Source organism: Wenyingzhuangia gilva (assembly GCF_030519655.1).
In the GTDB taxonomy this organism is placed as follows: Bacteria; Bacteroidota; Bacteroidia; order Flavobacteriales; family Flavobacteriaceae; genus Wenyingzhuangia; species Wenyingzhuangia gilva.
The window spans coordinates 52,859-72,641 of sequence record NZ_JAUMIT010000002.1 but is presented as its reverse complement, the minus strand read 5'-3'; the positions used below and the strand labels follow the sequence as shown (position 1 = coordinate 72,641).

The 19,783-nt window shown below is 32.4% G+C and carries 15 protein-coding genes; 10 read left to right on the top strand and 5 right to left on the bottom strand.

Annotation, left to right across the window (positions count from 1 at the left end; translation table 11 throughout):
* Nucleotides 1-90: 90 nt before the first annotated feature.
* From QVZ41_RS05370 to QVZ41_RS05350, 5 genes are read right to left on the bottom strand one after another with little or no spacing between them, the layout of a single operon-like run.
* Entirely contained in the window at nucleotides 91-1,230 is a 1,140-nt protein-coding gene (locus QVZ41_RS05370; RefSeq protein WP_302883537.1) for an acyl-CoA dehydrogenase family protein, read from the bottom strand.
* Nucleotides 1,231-1,252: 22 nt separating this feature from the next.
* On the bottom strand, nucleotides 1,253-2,107 hold the full coding sequence (locus QVZ41_RS05365) for a ComEA family DNA-binding protein (RefSeq protein ID WP_302883536.1): 855 nt from the start codon (nucleotides 2,105-2,107) through the stop codon (nucleotides 1,253-1,255).
* A gap of 20 nt (nucleotides 2,108-2,127) precedes the next feature.
* The gene (locus QVZ41_RS05360) at nucleotides 2,128-3,750 is read right to left on the bottom strand and encodes an alanine/glycine:cation symporter family protein (protein WP_302883535.1); all 1,623 of its coding nucleotides are present in this window, start codon (nucleotides 3,748-3,750) and stop codon (nucleotides 2,128-2,130) included.
* Nucleotides 3,743-4,735: a potassium channel family protein gene (locus tag QVZ41_RS05355; protein WP_302883534.1), complete on the bottom strand. Its 993-nt coding sequence runs from the start codon at nucleotides 4,733-4,735 to the stop codon at nucleotides 3,743-3,745. The genes QVZ41_RS05360 and QVZ41_RS05355 overlap by 8 nt, the downstream gene beginning before the upstream one ends.
* A 7-nt stretch (nucleotides 4,736-4,742) precedes the next feature.
* Nucleotides 4,743-4,970, bottom strand: coding sequence for a PspC domain-containing protein (locus QVZ41_RS05350; protein WP_302883533.1), 228 nt, complete (start codon nucleotides 4,968-4,970; stop codon nucleotides 4,743-4,745).
* Between the two features lie 203 nt (nucleotides 4,971-5,173).
* On the opposite strand from QVZ41_RS05350, the gene QVZ41_RS05345 reads away from it, so the two are divergent.
* From QVZ41_RS05345 to QVZ41_RS05300, 10 genes are all read left to right on the top strand, one after another.
* On the top strand, nucleotides 5,174-7,288 hold the full coding sequence (locus QVZ41_RS05345) for a Tex family protein (protein WP_302883532.1): 2,115 nt from the start codon (nucleotides 5,174-5,176) through the stop codon (nucleotides 7,286-7,288).
* 111 nt (nucleotides 7,289-7,399) lie between these two features.
* Complete coding sequence (locus QVZ41_RS05340; RefSeq protein WP_302883531.1) at nucleotides 7,400-8,845, top strand: RimK family protein; 1,446 nt, start codon at nucleotides 7,400-7,402, stop codon at nucleotides 8,843-8,845.
* A 1-nt stretch (nucleotide 8,846) separates the two neighbouring features.
* Complete coding sequence (locus QVZ41_RS05335; protein ID WP_302883530.1) at nucleotides 8,847-10,073, top strand: carboxylate-amine ligase; 1,227 nt, start codon at nucleotides 8,847-8,849, stop codon at nucleotides 10,071-10,073.
* Nucleotides 10,074-10,076: 3 nt separating this feature from the next.
* Nucleotides 10,077-10,778: an N-formylglutamate amidohydrolase gene (locus QVZ41_RS05330; protein ID WP_302883529.1), complete on the top strand. Its 702-nt coding sequence runs from the start codon at nucleotides 10,077-10,079 to the stop codon at nucleotides 10,776-10,778.
* Between the two features lie 326 nt (nucleotides 10,779-11,104).
* Nucleotides 11,105-11,401 (top strand): GIY-YIG nuclease family protein, encoded by a 297-nt coding sequence (locus QVZ41_RS05325; protein WP_302883528.1) that lies wholly within the window; start codon nucleotides 11,105-11,107, stop codon nucleotides 11,399-11,401.
* 389 nt (nucleotides 11,402-11,790) lie between these two features.
* Entirely contained in the window at nucleotides 11,791-12,627 is an 837-nt protein-coding gene (locus QVZ41_RS05320; protein WP_302883527.1) for a bifunctional helix-turn-helix domain-containing protein/methylated-DNA--[protein]-cysteine S-methyltransferase, read from the top strand.
* Nucleotides 12,628-13,227: an alpha-ketoglutarate-dependent dioxygenase AlkB family protein gene (locus tag QVZ41_RS05315; protein ID WP_302883526.1), complete on the top strand. Its 600-nt coding sequence runs from the start codon at nucleotides 12,628-12,630 to the stop codon at nucleotides 13,225-13,227.
* 68 nt (nucleotides 13,228-13,295) lie between these two features.
* Complete coding sequence (gene uvrA / locus QVZ41_RS05310) at nucleotides 13,296-16,115, top strand: excinuclease ABC subunit UvrA (protein WP_302883525.1); 2,820 nt, start codon at nucleotides 13,296-13,298, stop codon at nucleotides 16,113-16,115.
* 59 nt (nucleotides 16,116-16,174) lie between these two features.
* Nucleotides 16,175-16,894 (top strand): LOG family protein, encoded by a 720-nt coding sequence (locus QVZ41_RS05305; RefSeq protein WP_302883524.1) that lies wholly within the window; start codon nucleotides 16,175-16,177, stop codon nucleotides 16,892-16,894.
* Nucleotides 16,894-19,701, top strand: coding sequence for a M1 family aminopeptidase (locus tag QVZ41_RS05300; RefSeq protein ID WP_302883523.1), 2,808 nt, complete (start codon nucleotides 16,894-16,896; stop codon nucleotides 19,699-19,701). The genes QVZ41_RS05305 and QVZ41_RS05300 overlap by 1 nt, the downstream gene beginning before the upstream one ends.
* Nucleotides 19,702-19,783 lie beyond the last annotated feature (82 nt).

Below are 19,783 nucleotides of genomic sequence, written 5' to 3'. Positions count from 1 at the left end.
GCACCTCCCTTCATTGTCGTAATATATTTTTAATGTTTTTAATTCAGATTTTTGGACTGCAAAGATAGTTTTTAAAACGATATAAATACTTTATTTTAAAATATTTCTTGAAATCACTACTTTTTGTATTTCTGTGGTTCCCTCTCCTATGGTACAAAGCTTACTATCTCTATAAAATTTCTCTACTGGATAATCTTTTGTATATCCATAACCTCCATGTATTTGCACCGCTTCATTTGCCACTCTTACACACGCTTCTGAAGCATACATTTTAGCCATAGCTCCAATAGTGGTCATTTTTTCCCCTAACTCTTTCTTAGCAGCCGCTTTATGCGTTAACAATTCTGAAGCTTCTATTTCTGTGGCCATTTCTGCCAACTTAAAAGAAATACCTTGGAATGAAGAAATAGTTTTTCCAAACTGAATTCTTTCTTTTGAATATTTTAATGCTGCTTCATACGCTCCTTTGGCAATCCCAATAGATAAAGCTGCTATAGAAATTCTACCACCATCTAAAATTTTCATAGACTGAATAAATCCTTCTCCAACCTTTCCTAACACATTTTCTTTAGGAACTCTACAGTTATCAAAAACAAGCTCAGCAGTTTCAGATGCCCTCATTCCTAATTTGTTTTCTTTTTTTCCTGAACTAAAACCTGGCGTTCCTTTTTCTATCACAAAAGCAGTCATTCCATGGGAATCTCCTTTCTCTCCTGTTCTAGCAATTACAACAGCAATGTTCCCGCTAATAGCATGTGTGATGAAGTTTTTAGCTCCATTCAACACATAATCTTCTCCATCTAAAACAGCTGTGGTATTCATTCCTCCCGCATCAGAACCTGTATTATGCTCTGTTAATCCCCAAGCACCAATCCACTCTCCTGTTGCTAATTTTGGTAGCCATTTTGCTTTTTGCGCTTCATTACCAAATTGCAAAATATGACCTGTGCAAAGTGAATTATGAGCCGCTACAGACAAACCTATAGAAGGATCTACTTTAGATATCTCCTCAATAACGGTTATGTATTCATGGTAAGTTAATCCTGATCCTCCATAATTTTCAGGAACCAATACTCCCATAAACCCCATTTCTCCTAACTTTTTAAATAAATCCACAGGGAATTCCTGTGACTCATCCCACTTGTAAACATTGGGAGTAATATGAATTTTCGCAAAATCTTGAATAGATGATGCAATCATTTTTTGGGTTTCATTCGTCTCGAAATTCATTCAAAAAAGTTTTTGTGTTTTTTTAGTAAGCGTGCAAATATAAGCTTATTAAGTTAAATTTATCCTTAGGAAAATCTCTTATTATTTTTAACTCAGCTAAGTTCTGTATTTCAGCTACTTCTTTTCTATATGCGATGATTGATTTTGCTAGTTTAGAATTAATATAAACAATTTTAGAAAGCTGATTCTCACTAGCTGTATTGATATTAATTTTGTCAATCTTAGGTATTGACAATACCTGAAATTCTTTTTGTATCTGTTTTAAAACATCAGGTGGAATTCCCCAAACTTCTTTGAGTTGCTCATTATAAGTATAACCTCCTAACAAACTTCGATACTTAATAATGCTACTAGCTCTTTTCTCACCAATCCCTTTTACCTTTATCAACTCCTCTAGAGTAGCTGTATTGATATCTTTAACAATGATTTTTGTTTTTTTAATATTCATTGATGCAGAAGTCTTCTTAGATACCCAATCTGGAAATTTAAAATAAGGAGCAATGATGTTGAGTAAAGAATCTGAGACTTGGGTTACCTCTTGAAAATCTTTTGAGGAATTGATATATTTCCCAGAACTTCTAAAAGTCATCAATCGATCTATTTCATCTACAGACATTCCTAATTGGTATGCTTTGTAATCTGACAAATAATTGGGATTGAAAGGAAAGATTTTTAATCTCTTTGTTTCATTAATCAATAAAACACTATCTAATTGAGATTGTAATTTTTTAGATACTGGAGAAACTGTAAAAGACGATTGCTGGGAGTTGCTACAAAATAACAAAACACATTGAAACACAATAGCGATAAAAATCAAAAAGAAAATCCCATTTCGCTGACTCTTGGAGTAAACAAAATGGGACATCTTAAATTTCATAACAGGAAATATTTACATAGTTATTCTTCTACTTGATATTTGATAGCTGTTAAATAACGTTTTATCTCTTGCCTAACTTTTGGAGCCAACAATATCAAACCAATAATGTTTGGAAAAACCATGGCAAAAATCATAGAATCCGAAAATTCTACAACTGAGTTTAAAGAAGACGAAGCTCCAACAACAATCACAAATAAAAATAACACTTTATATGTAATATCTGCAACTTTTCCTTTTCCAAATAAGTAACTCCATCCTTGAATCCCATAATATGACCAAGACAACATAGTTGAAAAGGCAAATAAAATAACTGCAATTGTTAAAACTACTGAGAAATGAGGAATTGAAGAATCGAAAGCGGCTGAAGTTAAATCTACTCCACCTAACTTTTCACCAGTTCCGTTCATAATTACATTACTACCATCTAAGTTTGCATACCTAAATAAATCATATTTTAAATTAGTAATCACAATTACCAAGGCTGTCATACTACATATAATAACAGTATCAACAAAAGGCCCTATACTTGCTACAATTCCCTCACTTGCAGGAAATTTAGTCTTTACTGCTGCGTGGGCAATAGAAGCAGATCCTACTCCGGCTTCATTAGAAAAAGCTGCACGTTGAAAACCAACAATCATCACTCCAACAAATCCTCCCATCATTGCATTTCCTCCAAAAGCTCCTTGCCAAATCTGAATGGCTGCATTTGGAATCATATCAAAATTCTTAAAGATAATAACAAGAGAGGCTCCCACAAATAAGATTCCCATAAAAGGAACAATTCTTTCTGTTACTTTTCCAATTCTTTTAATCCCTCCAATAATCACAACCCCTACAAGTGCTGCTAAGATCAAACCAAAAATAAATCCTGATTTCATCCCTGTTAAAGACATGAACTGGGCTGTTGCCTGATTGGCTTGAAACATGTTTCCGCCTCCAAAAGAACCACCAACCACAAAAATAGCATACATGGTTGCCAATACCTTTCCTAAACGAGCCATATTCTTTTCTTTTAGACCTTGTCTTAAATAATACATAGGTCCTCCATAAATATTACCTTCTGGACTTACTTCTCTATACTTTACTCCCAAAGTAGCCTCTACCAACTTGGTAGACATCCCTAGAAAACCAGCTAGTATCATCCATACAATAGCCCCAGGCCCTCCTAAGGCAATGGCTACAGCAACCCCTGCAATATTTCCCAAACCAACTGTTGCTGAAAGTGCCGCCGTTAATGCCTGAAAATGGGTTACAACACCAATAACTGGAGTTGTTTTTCTTTGTTTATCAGCATCTGCAACTTCTTTAATGGTTTCAATATCATCATCTTCTTCAAAGGTATGATCTATTTCATCATAATCTCCTTTGGTAGCTTTGATGGCTACTTTTAAAAGACGAATGTTAGCAAATTTAAAATACAGTGTAAAAAAGAAAGCCCCCCCTAACAGTATAATTAAAACTATAGGAACCTGTTTAGGACCAATAGTTACAGGGTAAAACACTATTTGTGTAACTACATGAGAAATGGGCTGAAACTTTTCCTCTATAATTTGATCTATGGAGGCAAAAGACATCGCTGGAAACATTAACAGCAGCACCCCTAATACTTTTTGAATTGTTTTTCTAATAGCTTTACTCATAAATTTCTTTAAATTTTTTAATTTGTTCAGGTCTTCCTAAGACGATTAATCTACACTTTGGCTTTAAAATCATTTGAGAAGAAGGATTTACAATATATTCATCTTCTTGGGTAATAAAGCCAATGACGTTGCATCCTGAATTTCTGCGAACGTCTAAATCCTGAATGGATTTCATTAAATATTCTTCTGGTAATTCATCCACACCAATTTCTTCTAAATTGGCATTAGAATCTCCTTCCATATTAATTCTATTGACAAACTCTACCAAATCGGGAGTTACCAAAAGAGAAGCCATATGGTCTCCTCCGAGTTTATCGGGCATAATGACATGATTGGCTCCTGCAATTTTTAATTTCTTAGTCGCATTTTCATCATTTGCTCTACTTACAATATTTAACCTTTCGTTAATTTGTCTAGAAGACAATACCACATATAAATTATTTGCATCCGAAGGCAAAGCGGTTACCAAACTCGAGGCTTTTTCTATCCCTGCATTTCTAAGTGCATCATCATTGGTTGCATCTCCCTTTACAAACTGTACATCTTGATACATAGGATTTTCTATAAAAGACTCACTTTGCTCAATAACAACACAAGTTTTATTAAATCTTTTTAATTTTTCATAAGCCTGTCTTCCATTTCTTCCAAAACCACAAATAATGGTGTGTCCTTCTAATTTGGCAATTTCTTTTAATTCTTTTTTTACACGAAAAGCTTCCATAAGTACATTGTTTGAAAAAAAATCTGAGATTACAGTAACCAAATATCCGTAAACCCCAATACTCATAAATATTAATAAAATAGTAAATAATTTACCTGAATCATCTAAGGGTTTTACTTCTCCAAAACCTACTGTTGATGTAGTAATAATGGTCATAAAAAAAGCATCTAACCAAGAATAGTCAAACGCTAAATAATATCCCAGAGTCCCAATAAGCAGAACAATGGCAAATAAAATTAAACCTTTATAAATCTTGCTTAGCATAGGGTTTTTATAAATCAAATACAGATGTCCTTTTAGTCCTTATCATATCCTTTAACCTTAATAGGAAAGCCAAGGTTAAATAAATAGCAAACGAAAAACCAAAGGTTACAAATGATATATACACAAAGAACAATCGTACATTGGCCGTTCTTATTCCCATACGATCAGCCAACCTTGAAGAAACATCAAAACCATGTTTTTCAAAAAAATGTCGAATATCATTTATCAAACTCATTTCTTTTTATCAATATAGCGCAAGTTAACAAAATGTTACTACTTATAATAACTAAGTAACAACATAACTTTATATGACTTAAAACATGTATTTTTTCATCTTCTTTTTATTTGTAATTAAAAAAGAAGATTTATTGTTAAAATTATACAAACAATTCACCCTCTACTATTATATTTACAGTTCCCTTTTAAAATATTTAACTTGTGAGTCAAGCCATCTTATCTTTACAAATAGCAAACAATACCCAATTAGCTCAGAACAAAATTCAAACAGTTCTAAATTTATTGAATGAAGGAGCCACTGTTCCTTTTATTGCACGTTATAGAAAAGATCAAACAGGTGGATTGGAAGATCATGAGATTTTTAAAATTCAGAAAGAAGCCACTGCTATTGAAGAATTGGTTAAAAGAAAAGAATATGTTTTAGAAACCATTAAAGAATTAAAAGTTGACAATCCTCTACTAATTAACAACATTGAAAGTTGTTGGGATAAAAAACAGTTAGAAGATTTATTTGCCCCTTATAAAAGCAAGCGTAAAACCAAAGCCAGTGTGGCTAAGGAAAACGGTTTGGAAGGTTTGGCAAAAATCATCATGTCGCAAAAAAGTGATCATATCAACATTCAACCTTTTATCAAAAACAACATCAAAAATGAAACTGATGCCATTAACGGTGCTATTGATATTATTAGTGAATGGATTACCGAACATACTTATACTAAAAATCAACTAAGGAGATTGTTTAACAGAGAAGGAGTTTTAAAGAGTAAAATAAAAAAAGGAAAAGAACAAGAAGCCCAGATATACAAAACTTATTTTGATTTTGAACAAAAAGCAACCAGACTACCCTCGCACAGAATTTTAGCCATTTTAAGAGGAACCAACGAAGGACTTTTAAGTTCTGGAATTAGCATAGACAAACAAACCGCTATTGAGTTGTTAGAACGCAATTTTATCAAAAGTAAAAACCAAAGCGCTGAAATTGTAAAACAAGCCATTGCCAACACTTATGGAAAAAACTTAAAACCCTCTTTAGAAAAAGAATTACTAAACGAGCTAAAATTAAAAGCAGATGTAGAAGCTATTCAGGTTTTTTCTAAAAATTTAGAACAATTATTATTGGCAGCTCCCATTGGAAAAAAGAATGTTTTATCCATAGATCCTGGTTTTAAAACAGGCTGTAAAGTAGTTTGCTTAAACAAGCAAGGAGATTTATTAGAAGACACTATTATTTATCCACATCCACCACAAAAACAGCATAGCAAAAGCATAGATAAAGTATTACAATTACTAAATAAACACAAAATAGAAGCCATTGCTATTGGGAATGGAACAGCAGGAAGAGAAACTGAAACCTTTATAAAATCTATAAACCTTGCTAAAGACATTGCTATTTATTTGGTAAATGAAAACGGAGCTTCTATTTACTCTGCCTCAGAAATTGGGAGAGAAGAATTCCCTAACCACGATATTACTGTTCGTGGAGCGGTAAGCATCGGTCGTAGATTAATGGATCCTTTGGCCGAGTTGGTTAAAATAGAACCTAAGTCTATTGGTGTGGGACAATATCAACATGATGTTGACCAAACACTTTTAAAAACTGAATTAGATCACGTAGTAGAAAAATGTGTAAATAAAATTGGCGTACAATTAAATACCGCTAGTAAATACCTATTACAATACATTGCTGGAATTGGTCCTAGTTTGGCAAAAAACATTGTAGAATACAGAGCAAAAAACGGACAGTTTAACAGTTTAAACGAACTTAAAAAAGTGCCTCGTTTGGGAGATAAAGCTTTTGAACAATGTGCAGGGTTTTTAAGAGTTCAAGGAAAACAACCTTTAGACAATACAGGAATACATCCAGAACAATACAACGTAGTTACTCAAATTGCCAAACAACAAAAATTATCTATAGGTGATTTGATTGGTAACAAAGACATTTTATCTTTAAGTAACAACCTCAACTTACAAGAACAAATAGGAAAGCTTACTTTAAGCGATTTACTAAACGAACTGGCAAAACCGAACATTGATCCAAGAAAACAAGAAGATCAACTAGAGTTTAGTCAAAACATTACAACTATTAATGACTTATATGACGGAATGATCTTACAAGGACAAGTTAGCAACATTACCAATTTTGGAGCTTTTATAGATTTAGGAATCAAAGAAAATGGTTTGGTACATATTTCTCAAATCACCAATCAATTTATCAACTCCCCAAATGATGTTTTGCATTTAAACCAAATTGTAACAGTTAAAATCATTCAACTAGACTTAGAGAACAAGCGTATTGGTTTGACAATGAAATTATAACAGTCTAAAAAACAACTGAATATTTTTTTAATCTTCTAATGCTTTTTCTAAAATCGTATTGTTTTTTAATATACATTTATCTTAAAATTAAAGCAAGATGAACACCCTTAAATGAACAAGTATATTGTTGTAAACCAACCTGAGAAATGGAATTTTTCGATTGACACAATTTTTGTGATTTCTCCACAAGAATACCTTACCAACCCAGATTATGCTTTGCTTAAAAAAGCAAGAATATTCAACCTTTGTAAAGACTACAGCTATCAATCTAAAGGATACTATGTTTCTTTATTAGCGGAGGCTCGCGGCCATTTGGTATCGCCAACTGTTAAAAACTTAGTAGATTTAAAAACCCTGAAAATTGTTAGGATTTTATCTGATGAATTCGATAATGTTATCCAACAAAGTTTAAAAAACATTAAGTCTAGAGAATTTACCTTAAGTATTTACTTTGGTCAAAACGTGGCTCAAAAGTACAAGGAGTTGAGTAGTTTGTTCTACAAGCATTTTCAAATTCCATTTGTACGTGTCAACTTTGTTTTTAACAACAAATGGCAGGTACAAAGTATTAAACCTATTTCCGAAGCAGAAATTCCTTTGGAACACATGGAAGATGTACAAGTTTTTGCCAATCAATATTTTTCTAAAAAACGTTATGACAAACCTAAATTAACCAAATACGATTTTGACTTGGCTATTCTGATAAATCCTAACGACCCTGCACCTCCTAGCAATGCCAAAGCCATTAAAAAATTTATGGACATTGCTGAGAAAATGCATATTTATACTGAAATTATTCAGCCTAAAGACTTGTCCAAACTCACTTCTTTTGATGCTTTGTTTATTAGACAAAGTACCGAGGTGAATAACGAAGCTTATATGTTTGCCCGCAAAGCACAACAAGAATCTATTGCCATTGTAGATTATCCTGATGCGATTTTAAAATGCTGTAACAAAGTGTACATGGCAGAAGCCTTACAAAACGCCAATATCAGTACTCCTAAAACAGCCATTATTCACAGCGATAACAAAGAAAAAGTAATAGATAGTATTGGTTTTCCTTGCGTGTTAAAAGCTCCTGATTCTACTTTTTCTTTCGGTGTTAAAAAAGCCACTTCTAAAGAGGAATATAATACCATGGTGGGTGATATGCTAAAAGAATCAGACTTAATTATTGCTCAAGAATTTTGCCCTTCGGATTATGATTGGCGAATAGGAATTATTGATGGAGAACCTTTTTATGCATGTAAATATTACATGGCCAAAGGTCACTGGCAAATTTATAACTGGAGTGCCAAAAAGAAAAAAGAACAAGACGGATTGTCTGAGTGTTTACCTATAGAAAAAGTTCCTAAAAAAGTAATTAACATGGCTATTAAATCTGCCAAGTTGATGGGAAAAGGATTGTATGGAATAGACATCAAAGTCATAAACAATGAACCTATGGTGATAGAAATTAACGACAACCCAAACATTGATGTGGGTGTAGAAGATGAATATTATGGTGATTTGGTATACACAAAAATTTTAACTGCCCTTAAAAATCGCTTAGAATAAAATGAGTGCTATGTATCATTTATTTGAAGTATTCGGTATTGAGCTAGAATACATGTTAATTAACAATTCAACTTTTAAAGTAAATCCAAAAGTAGCAGAGGTTTTAACTGCTAAAAATGGCGTTTTAATTGATGATATTGAAAACGGAGCCATTGCCTGGAGTAACGAGTTGGTTGCTCATGTAATAGAAATTAAAACCAATGGTCCTACAGATGAATTGAATGGTTTGGCTGATGCATTTCATCAAAACATTTTAGAAATCAACAAACTATTAAAACCTTTTGATAGTGAATTGTTAGGAACTGCTTGTCACCCATTGATGAATCCTTTTGAGGAAACCAAACTTTGGGAACACGGTTCTAACGAAATTTACGAATTGTACAACAAAATTTTTGATTGTAGAGGTCACGGATGGAGCAACTTACAAAGTATGCACATCAACTTGCCTTTTGCAAACGATGAAGAATTTGAAAAACTACATGCTGCCATTCGTATTTTATTACCTATACTTCCAGGATTGTGTGCTAGTTCCCCTATTTTAGACGGAAAAATTACTGGTTTTAAAGATAGTAGACTAGAAAGTTATAAAACCAATCAAAAAGAAATACCTGTCATTGCGGGTAAAGTAGTTCCAGAACAAGCTTTTAGTAAAGCAGCCTACGAAACTGGAATTTATTTACCTATTCAAAAAGCCATAGCACCATATAACGAGGATGGAATTTTAGATTATCATTTTGTAAACTCAAGAGGTGCCATTGCTAGGTTTGATAGAAATGCGATTGAAATTAGAGTGATTGATATTCAAGAATGCCCAAAAGCAGATATTGCCATAGCTGTATTGGTGATTGAAGTTTTAAAATTATTGGTATACCATCCTTTTACCTCTTTAACATCACAAAAAGATTGGCATCAAAATGAGTTGGCTGGCATTCTAAATAAAATTATCAAAGAAGGAGAGAATTATGAAATTACCAACTTTGGTTATTTAGAAGAATTAGGTTTAGGAGATCATTGTTTGGTGAACGATGTTTGGAAACACTTATATGAACATGTTAAAAACAATATTGCTCCTCATTACAGAGAAGCCATAGAAATTATTTTATCAAAAGGAACCTTGTCAACCCGAATTGAAAAAGCTTTGGGTGATGATATTTCTCCTGAAAACATTACAATGGTTTATAAAAAATTAGCTGATTGTTTACAATCCAATATTTTATTCGATATTTAAAGCATGAAATTAATTCTTTCTTGTGAACACGGAGGAAATCAAATTCCTTTAGCCTACGACAAACTGTTTCAAAAACATGAAACAGTTTTAAAAACGCATAAAGGTTATGATCCTGGTGCTTTAGATTTGTTTAAATTTTTACGTCCACTTGCAACTTATTATAAAAGCAATGAAATCAGTCGTTTGTTAATAGAACTAAACAGATCTTTACATCACCCTGCTTTGTTTTCAGAATGCACAAAATCTTTAAATAAAGAGCAAAAACAAGTTTTAATAAAACAGTACTACGTAATTTACAGAAGTAAAATCACTCAACAAATAGAAAACATTTTAGATTGTAATAAAAGTGTGTTTCATTTATCCATTCATACGTTTACTCCTGTTTTTAAAGGAGTCACTCGTAAATGTGATATTGGTATTTTATATGATCCTGCTAAAGAATTAGAAAAAAACATTGCCAAACAATTAAAGATTGAACTAAAAAAAAGAGCTCCTCAGTTAAATGTTCGTTTTAACTATCCTTACAAAGGAGTAAGTGATGGATTTACCAAAACGCTTAGAAAAGAATTCCCAGAAAAATATGCTGGAATTGAACTAGAAATAAATCATAAGTTTGCCCTTCAAAACCAAATGGATGATGATTTAAAGCAAATGCTTTATGAGTCCGTAGAAGAAGTATTAAAACAAAATATTCCCAAAAGATGAAACCCCTAAAGTTTCATCTTTTTATTTTTGTTAATCACATCAAAAAAAAACAGCATTTTAACCTGTTACGAATTAACCTTGTCAGAAAAACTTCTCGATACTTCGTTTGTCTCCTCTTTGCTCCGACAAACTCAACTCGAAGTGACATAATCATATCTTTAATTATGGAAATTTAAATATGACACAAAAATATCAGTTCGAGTAAATTTCCGAAATATAATAAAAGAAAGTTGTATCAAAAACCCTGTCAGTTCGAGTGATTTTTGAGGAACGAAAAAATTGTATCGAGAACAACTATCAAAAAAAATCAGTTAATTACAATCTCTATGATTTACTTTGTTTATATACTACACTGCTCAGATAACACTTATTACACAGGTATCACAAACCATTTAAACAGAAGAATTGAAGAACATCAAAGTGGAAAAAACTTTAACAGTTACACTTCAAGAAGATTACCTGTACAATTAGTCTATTATTGTACATTCACCAATGTAGAAGTTGCCATAGCAAAGGAAAAACAAATCAAAAAATGGTCGAAAGCTAAAAAAGAAGCATTGATTAATAATGAATTTGATAAACTTCCTAATTTGGCAAAAAAGAAATTTCCTCATAAAAAATAACTTCTCGATACTTCGTTTGTCTCCTCTTTGCTCCGACAAACTCAACTCGAAGTGACATCAACATCCCATTGTCAGTTCGAGTAACGTTAGCGTATCTAGAACTTTCTCTGTTCAAGTGAATTTCTAAAAGTAATAAAAGCCCAACAACAAAACACTTCTCGACACTTCGTTTGTCTCCTCTTTGCTCCGACAAACTCAACTCGAAGTGGCCTCTTCATATCTTAAACATGGAATAAAAATGTCAGGTCGAGTAGCGTTAGCGTATCGAGAACCTTGTCAGTTCGAGTGATTTTATGAGGTGAAACGAAATAAAATTATATCGAGAACAAGAATCGGGTTTTACATATCCTTCAGGAAACTTACATTTGTAGAGACTCAATACAACATCAATGGAAAACAACAGCAATTATCAAATTATAGAAAAAGTCATTGCCTTTATTGAGCAACATAAAAACGAGCAACCTAGTTTAGAAACCATCGCTGTAGCGGTAAACCTAAGTCCGCACTATTTTCAAAAAATGTTTACGCAATGGGCAGGAGTTAGCCCTAAAAAGTTTTTGCAATACTTAAACATTCAACACGCAAAAAACTTATTAAAAACACCAGAACAAACCCTATTTAATACCGCCATAGAAACAGGTTTATCTGGCACGGGAAGACTCCATGATTTATTTATTAAAATTGAGGGAATGACTCCCGGAGAATATAAAAATCAAGGAAAAAACTTAACTATTTATTATCAAGACTACTCAAGCATTTTTGGAACTATTTTAATTGCCAATACAGATAAAGGTATTTGTCATATTTCTTTTATTGATGATTTGGAGAACGATATTCAATATTTAAAAAACAGATATCCAAATGCAACTTATAAAAACGAAAAACACCTATTGCAAAATCAAGCTGTAGATATTTTTCAAAACCCACTAACCAATAAAACATCTTTACAACTACATATTAAAGGCACCGATTTTCAATTAAAAGTTTGGGAAGCCTTGTTAAAAATTCCTTTAGGAAAGTTGAGTACTTACGGAGATATTGCTCAGCAAATTCAACTACCAAAAGCCAGCAGAGCAGTAGGAACAGCTATTGGGAATAATCCCATTGCTTTTTTAATTCCTTGTCACAGAGTGATTAAATCTACGGGAGTTTTTGGAAATTATATGTGGGGAGCTACTAGAAAAACTTCTATCATTGGTTGGGAAGCTGCAAAAACAGAATTGTAAATGGATTTATTCAACCCCAATCCAACCAACCTTTTACCTTTTGATGGAGAAGTATATTACTATCCTAATATGGTCAATTTGGCAACTGCACAAAAATATTATCAAATTTTATTAGATAATATTGAATGGAAAAACGATGAAGCCATCATGTTTGGTAAACATATTGTTACCGACAGAAAAGTTGCATTGTATGGTGATTCCAATTTTTTATACGGATATTCTAACACCACAAAACAAGCTTTGCCATGGACAAAAGAGCTTTTAAATCTTAAAAAACTAGCAGAGAAAAAATGTGGCATTTCTTTTAATGCTTGTTTGTTAAATTTATATCACAACGGAAACGAAAATATGGGTTGGCATTCCGATGATGAAAAAGCATTAGGCAACCAACCTGTTATTGCCTCTATTAGTTTTGGTGCTGATAGAAAATTTTCTTTTAAGCACAAAACCACCAAACAAACCGTTTCTTTGGTCTTAGAAAAAGGAAGTTTGTTAATCATGAAAGGAGACACCCAAACCCATTGGTTACATAAATTACCCGCCACTACTTTGGTAAAATCTCCCAGAATTAATTTAACATTTAGAAACATTCTCAGTTAAAACAAACAACTTCATCCACTCCCAAATCGCAGTAAAAAATCTTAACTTCGTGCTTTTGCAAAAAACATATGGCAACAAACGAGTACATAGAAGTTTTAGGAGCTAGAGCTCACAATTTAAAAAACATTGATGTTAAAATTCCAAGAGACAAACTGGTTGTAATTACTGGTTTAAGCGGAAGCGGAAAATCATCTTTGGCTTTTGACACCATTTATGCCGAAGGACAACGTAGATACATAGAAACATTTTCTGCTTATGCCCGTCAGTTTTTGGGTGGTTTAGAAAGACCCGATGTTGATAAAATTGATGGATTATCTCCTGTGATTGCCATTGAGCAAAAAACCACCAATAAAAGTCCACGTTCTACCGTAGGAACCATTACAGAAATTTACGATTTTTTACGCTTGTTATATGCTCGTGTAGCCGATGCTTATTCTTACAACACCAATGAAAAAATGGTGAGTTATTCTGATGAGCAAATCAAAGAATTAATTTTACAAGATTTTGATGGTGAAAAAACGCTGATTTTAGCTCCCGTAGTAAAATCTAGAAAAGGACATTATCGTGAATTGTTTGAGCAAATTGCCAAGCAAGGATTTACCAAAGTTCGTGTAGATGGAGAAATTCTGGAAATTACCAAAGGCATGAAAGTAGATCGATACAAAACACATGATATTGAAATTGTCATCGATCGTTTGGTCATCAATGCTGAGCAAGAAAAACGCTTAGAAGAAACCATTAAAACTGCCATGTATGCTGGTGATGGCGTTTTAATGGTAATGAAATTTAACGAAAAAAATGCTCGTTATTTTAGTAGAGCTTTAATGTGTCCAACCACTGGTATTTCCTATCCTTTGCCAGAACCCAACTCTTTTTCTTTCAACTCGCCAAAAGGAGCTTGTCCTAAATGTAATGGACTAGGGCATGTGGCAGAAATTGAACTAAAAAAAGTAATTCCAGATGATGGTATTTCTATCAAAGATGGAGGAATTATTCCTTTAGGAACTCAAAAAAACACCTGGATTTTTAAGCAGTTGCAAACCATTGCCAATGCCTATCAATTTAGCTTAGAGGATCCTATTGCTAAAATTCCAGAAACTGCCATGAATATTATTTTAAATGGTGGTAAAGAATTTATACAAGTAAAGGCCAAAGTTGCAGGAGTAACTAAAAGTTACGAGATAGATTTTGAAGGAATTGTTTCTTTTATAGAAAGTCAACACAAAAATACCGACTCTAAAAGCATACAACGTTGGGCAAAAGATTTTATGAATGATGTAATTTGTAGTGAATGTAATGGAAGTCGTTTGCGCAAAGAATCACTTTATTTTAAAATTGATGGGTACGATTTAGGAGTGTTAACTTCTATGGATATTAAAGAATTGGCTCATTGGTTTGATACTATTGATGCCAAATTAAGCAACAAGCAAAAAACCATTGGAGCAGAAATCACCAAAGAAATCAGAACAAGAATTCAGTTTTTATTGGATGTTGGTCTAGATTATTTAACACTAAACAGAACCTCAAAATCATTATCGGGAGGAGAAGCACAACGTATTCGATTGGCCACCCAAATTGGATCTCAATTGGTTGGAGTCCTTTATATTTTAGATGAACCTAGTATTGGATTACATCAACGTGATAACGAAAAACTTATCAACTCTTTAGAACAATTAAGAGATGTTGGAAATTCTGTTTTAGTAGTAGAACACGATAAAGACATTATGGAACGTGCAGATCACGTTATCGATATTGGTCCTGGAGCAGGAATTCATGGAGGAGAAATTGTAAGTCAAGGTTCTTATGATTTATTCTCTAAAGTAGAAACTCTTACTGCCGATTATTTAACTGGAAGAAAAACCATTGAAGTTCCTAAAAAACGTAGAGAAGGAAACGGAAAAGAATTGGTATTGAAAGGTGCTACAGGAAACAACTTAAAAAATGTAACCGCTCATTTTCCTTTGGGGAAATTGATTTGTGTCACAGGAGTTTCTGGTAGTGGAAAATCTACTTTAATTAACGGAACGCTCTACCCTATTTTAAACGCACATATTTACAATGGAGTTAAAAAACCTCAACCTTATAAAAGCATAGAAGGATTAGAACATATTGATAAAATCATCGATATTGATCAATCTCCTATTGGTAGAACCCCACGTTCTAACCCCGCAACCTACACCAAAACGTTTGATGAAATCAGAAGCTTATTTGCCAAAACTCCAGAAGCCATGATTCGTGGTTATAAACCTGGACGTTTTTCTTTTAATGTAAGTGGTGGTAGATGTGAAACTTGTGAAGGTGGTGGAATGCGAGTGATAGAGATGAACTTTTTACCTGATGTACATGTAGAATGTGAAACTTGCCAAGGAAAACGTTTTAACCGTGAAACGTTGGAAATTCGTTACAAAGGAAAATCCATTTCTGATATTTTAGAAATGACGATTAATGAAGCTGTTACTTTTTTTGAACACATTCCTAAAATCAATAGAAAAATAAAAACCATCAAAGATGTTGGTTTGGGATATATTACGCTTGGACAACAATCTACTACTTTGTCTGGTGGAGAAGCACAACGAATTAAATTAGCGGCCGAACTATCAAAAAGAGACACTGGAAATACCTTTTATATTTTAGATGAACCTACCACAGGATTGCATTTTGAAGACATTAGAGTATTAATGAATGTGATTCAGAAATTAGTTGATAAAGGAAATTCTGTTTTGGTGATTGAACACAATATGGATGTGATAAAACTAGCAGATTATATTATTGATATCGGTCCTGAAGGTGGTAAAGGTGGTGGTAAAATAATTTGCACCGGAACCCCAGAAGAAGTAGCTCAAAATAAAAAAAGTTATACGGCTCGATTCTTGAAGAAAGAACTATAACTCATGTTCTATTTTTTGTATCTTAACATGAGTTATTATTTACAAAAGATTTTACATAGATGACAGATAAAGGAAACGAAGAAGACAAAATTTACGAAAAGTTTGAACAAAAAGATTGGAACCATATAAAAACCAATGATTCTTGGGCTGTTTTTAAAATAATGTCTGAGTTTGTTGAGGGATACGAAAAACTTGGAAAAATAGGACCTTGTGTTACTATTTTTGGATCCGCAAGAACAAAATCGAACGATAAAAATTATTTACTAGCCGAAGAAATTGCCTTTAAATTAACCAAAAGTGGATTTGGAATTATTACTGGTGGTGGACCAGGAATTATGGAAGCTGGTAACAAAGGAGCTAAAAAAGGAAATGGTATTTCTGTAGGTTTAAATATCGATTTGCCTTTTGAACAACACAACAATCCTTGGATAGACAAAGACAAGAGTTTGTATTTTGATTACTTTTTTGCCAGAAAAGTAATGTTCGTAAAATACTCTCAAGGTTTTATTGTAATGCCAGGAGGCTTTGGAACTTTAGACGAATTGTTTGAAGCCATTACTTTAATTCAGACAAAAAAAATTGGTCGTTTCCCAATTGTATTGGTAGGAACTTCTTATTGGAGTGGTTTATTAGATTGGATTAAAGAACGTTTGTTAGAGGATTACAAAACGATTAGCCCCGAAGATTTAAACTTATTTAGATTGGTAGATACTGCTGATGAAGCAGTTGAACACTTAAACAAATTCTACGAAAAATATCATTTAAAACCGAACTTTTAATGTTGAAGATATTTTTTCGCATCATATTTTTATTTACAGGATTCAGCATTTATAGTCAAAACAACCAAATAACTATAAATGCTCAATTGTTTGCGGAAAAAAACATTTTAAACATCACCCAAGAAATAAAATACTTCAATACAAGCAAAGACACTTTGCATGAAATTGTACTAAGAAACTGGGCGAATAGTTATAAAGATAGTGAAACTCCTTTAGCCAAAAGATTGCTAGAAGATTATAAAACTGACTTTTATTTTTCAAAAGAAGAAGACAGAGGTTATTCACAAATTAATAGCATCAAATCAAAAAACAAAAACCTTACTTACCATTCCCCACGTCATCAAAAAGATTTAATTTATATAAATCTTAAAAATTCATTGCTACCAAATAGCAGTGTTACAATTTCTATAAAATATGTCATTAAAATTCCAGATGCTAAATTTACAGGTAGTGGAAAAAAAGGAATGGATTATTATTTACAAGACTGGTATATTTCTCCAGCTCCTTATGAAGACGCATGGGTGTTAGATTCTCACAACAATTTAAATTACCAATACAACACCCCTACCGATTTTAACATCTATTTTAAGGTTCCTATTGGATTTCAAGTTCACAGTGCTTTTCATCAAGAAAAAACAATTGGAAGTGATTTTTTAAACTACAAACTAACGGGTAAAAACTTTGTAAAAGCCAACATTAGTATTACTTTTTTAAAGTCTTATTTAAAAATAAACACAGGTAAAACCAATATTGTTACTGATTTAATTTCAGAAGATTTTGACACCACCGTTCAGGAAGAAAAAATACAACAGATGATGACTTTTTTAGAAGATCATTTAGGTCAACTTCCTCACAAACAAATTCTTGTTGAAAGAGAAACCTATAATCAAAATCCTATTTACGAATTAAAATATTTACCTAAAATATTACATCCTTATCAAGAACAGTTTAAATGGGAAATTAAGTTTTTTAAAACGTTAAGCTCGGAATATGTTGATCAGATGATCTTAAATAACAAATACAAATATTACTGTTTTACAGAGGGCTTGGAAGTTTATTTGTTTATTCAGTACATCGAAAAAAACTACCCTGATTCAAAACTTATGGGACGTTTATCAAAAATTTGGGGACTTGGATCCATGAACATTGCCAAAAGTAAATTCACCGATAAATTTTCTATTGTACATCAAATTACAGCCAGAGAAAATTTAGATCAAAGTTTAGATACTCCTTTAAAAGAATTATCAAATTATAATAAAAAAGTCATCACCCCTTATAAAGCAGGGTTGAGTTTTGTTTTCTTAGAAAGATATATTGGAAAAAAAATATTACAAAATTCAATTAAGGAATACATCAATCAAAACCTCAATAAAACTAGTGATCCGAATGATTTAATGGATATCTTACAAAAAAACAGTCAGAAAGACCTTTCTTGGTTTATGGAAGAATGGGTGAACTCTAACAAAAAAATAGACCACAAAATAAACAAGGCAATATTTAAAAAAGATAGCGTTTACATCACTCTAAAAAACAGAAGAACTATTAAGACTCCTGTGGCCATTTACGGTTTAAAAAACAATGAGATTAAAAGTAAAACATGGACTGATGGATTTACTAACACTAAAAAAATAACCATTAAAAACGACAGTCTAGACAAGGTCATTTTAAATTACGAAAATGATTACCCTGAAATAAACAATCGTAATAATTGGAAAAATGCCAAGCCTAAATTATTTGAACGTCCATTAAAGATTAAATTACTGAAAGATTTAAATGATCCAAATGCACACCAAGTGTTTTTAAATCCAGAGTTTGCTTACAACTTATATGATGGGGTTATTGTGGGAGTTGGAATTCAAAACAAGGCTTTTATTCACAAGAATTTTGAATATAAACTTAAACCCACCTATAGTACTGCCAGTGGAACTTTAACTGGTGGATTCGATTTTTCCTACACTGTGTTCCCTGAGAAAACTAATATTTTTGATGTTAGTCTAGGAATGAGTGGTAGTAATTATCACTACACTAAAGACCTTAACTACAATGTTATTTCTCCATATTTCTCCATCGCTTTTAAGCAACCAAATATGCGAGCTATTGGAACCAATAAGATTACTGCTCGTTTTTTAGGAATTAATAAAGAAGTAGAACAGGGTGTGGTACAAACAGATGAGGATAAATATCAATTATTTAAAGTTGCTTACGACTATAGAGAAAATCAACTTATTAATGATTATAAATTAAACATCAGTACAGAAATAGCCACTAAGTTTTCTAAACTAACAACTGATTTTAGATACAGACACTTAACCAATAAAAAACGTCCTGTTGAATTTAGATTTTTTGGAGGTATCTTTTTAAGAAATGCCTCAACTTCAGATTATTTTAGTTTTAACCAACACACCGCAAATGATTACTTGTTTGAATTGCCTTATTTGGGTAGATCTGAAACTACGGGTTTTTTAACGCAACAATACGTGAAAGCAGGTGGTGGATTTATTACTCAAAATGAACCTGGTTTTTCTAACCAATGGTTAACTAGTATCAATACTAGTATCGGAATTGTTAGATGGGTAGAAGCTTTTAATAATATTTCTTTATCAAAAAGTAAAACAGAAGCTGCCTTTTTTGATTATGAAGGAGGAATTAGATTAAACTTTGTTCCAGATATTTTAGAGTTTTACTTGCCTATTTACAACAAAGAAGGTTTAGTTACCAAAGATGGCCAGTACTTTAAAAACATCAGATTTACAGTTACTTTAAAAGCCCAACCACTAATTAAATTTTTTAAACAGCAGTTGTTTTAAAAACATCATAAGGTATCTTTTCCTTTAACTTTAATATACCAGTAGAAATACGTAACTTTACCCTCTATAAACAGCTATAAAA

Bases quoted from the DNA above. Each gene is read 5' to 3' on its own strand.
- QVZ41_RS05340 (WP_302883531.1), top strand. From the start codon at position 7,400: ATGAACAAGTATATTGTTGTAAACCAACCTGAGAAATGGAATTTTTCG.
- QVZ41_RS05330 (WP_302883529.1), top strand. From the start codon at position 10,077: ATGAAATTAATTCTTTCTTGTGAACACGGAGGAAATCAAATTCCTTTA.
- QVZ41_RS05365 (WP_302883536.1), bottom strand. From the start codon at position 2,107: ATGAAATTTAAGATGTCCCATTTTGTTTACTCCAAGAGTCAGCGAAAT.
- QVZ41_RS05335 (WP_302883530.1), top strand. From the start codon at position 8,847: ATGAGTGCTATGTATCATTTATTTGAAGTATTCGGTATTGAGCTAGAA.
- uvrA (WP_302883525.1), top strand. From the start codon at position 13,296: ATGGCAACAAACGAGTACATAGAAGTTTTAGGAGCTAGAGCTCACAAT.
- QVZ41_RS05350 (WP_302883533.1), bottom strand. From the start codon at position 4,970: ATGAGTTTGATAAATGATATTCGACATTTTTTTGAAAAACATGGTTTT.
- QVZ41_RS05300 (WP_302883523.1), top strand. From the start codon at position 16,894: ATGTTGAAGATATTTTTTCGCATCATATTTTTATTTACAGGATTCAGC.
- QVZ41_RS05325 (WP_302883528.1), top strand. From the start codon at position 11,105: ATGATTTACTTTGTTTATATACTACACTGCTCAGATAACACTTATTAC.
- QVZ41_RS05315 (WP_302883526.1), top strand. From the start codon at position 12,628: ATGGATTTATTCAACCCCAATCCAACCAACCTTTTACCTTTTGATGGA.
- QVZ41_RS05360 (WP_302883535.1), bottom strand. From the start codon at position 3,750: ATGAGTAAAGCTATTAGAAAAACAATTCAAAAAGTATTAGGGGTGCTG.
- QVZ41_RS05370 (WP_302883537.1), bottom strand. From the start codon at position 1,230: ATGAATTTCGAGACGAATGAAACCCAAAAAATGATTGCATCATCTATT.
- QVZ41_RS05320 (WP_302883527.1), top strand. From the start codon at position 11,791: ATGGAAAACAACAGCAATTATCAAATTATAGAAAAAGTCATTGCCTTT.
- QVZ41_RS05305 (WP_302883524.1), top strand. From the start codon at position 16,175: ATGACAGATAAAGGAAACGAAGAAGACAAAATTTACGAAAAGTTTGAA.
- QVZ41_RS05355 (WP_302883534.1), bottom strand. From the start codon at position 4,735: ATGCTAAGCAAGATTTATAAAGGTTTAATTTTATTTGCCATTGTTCTG.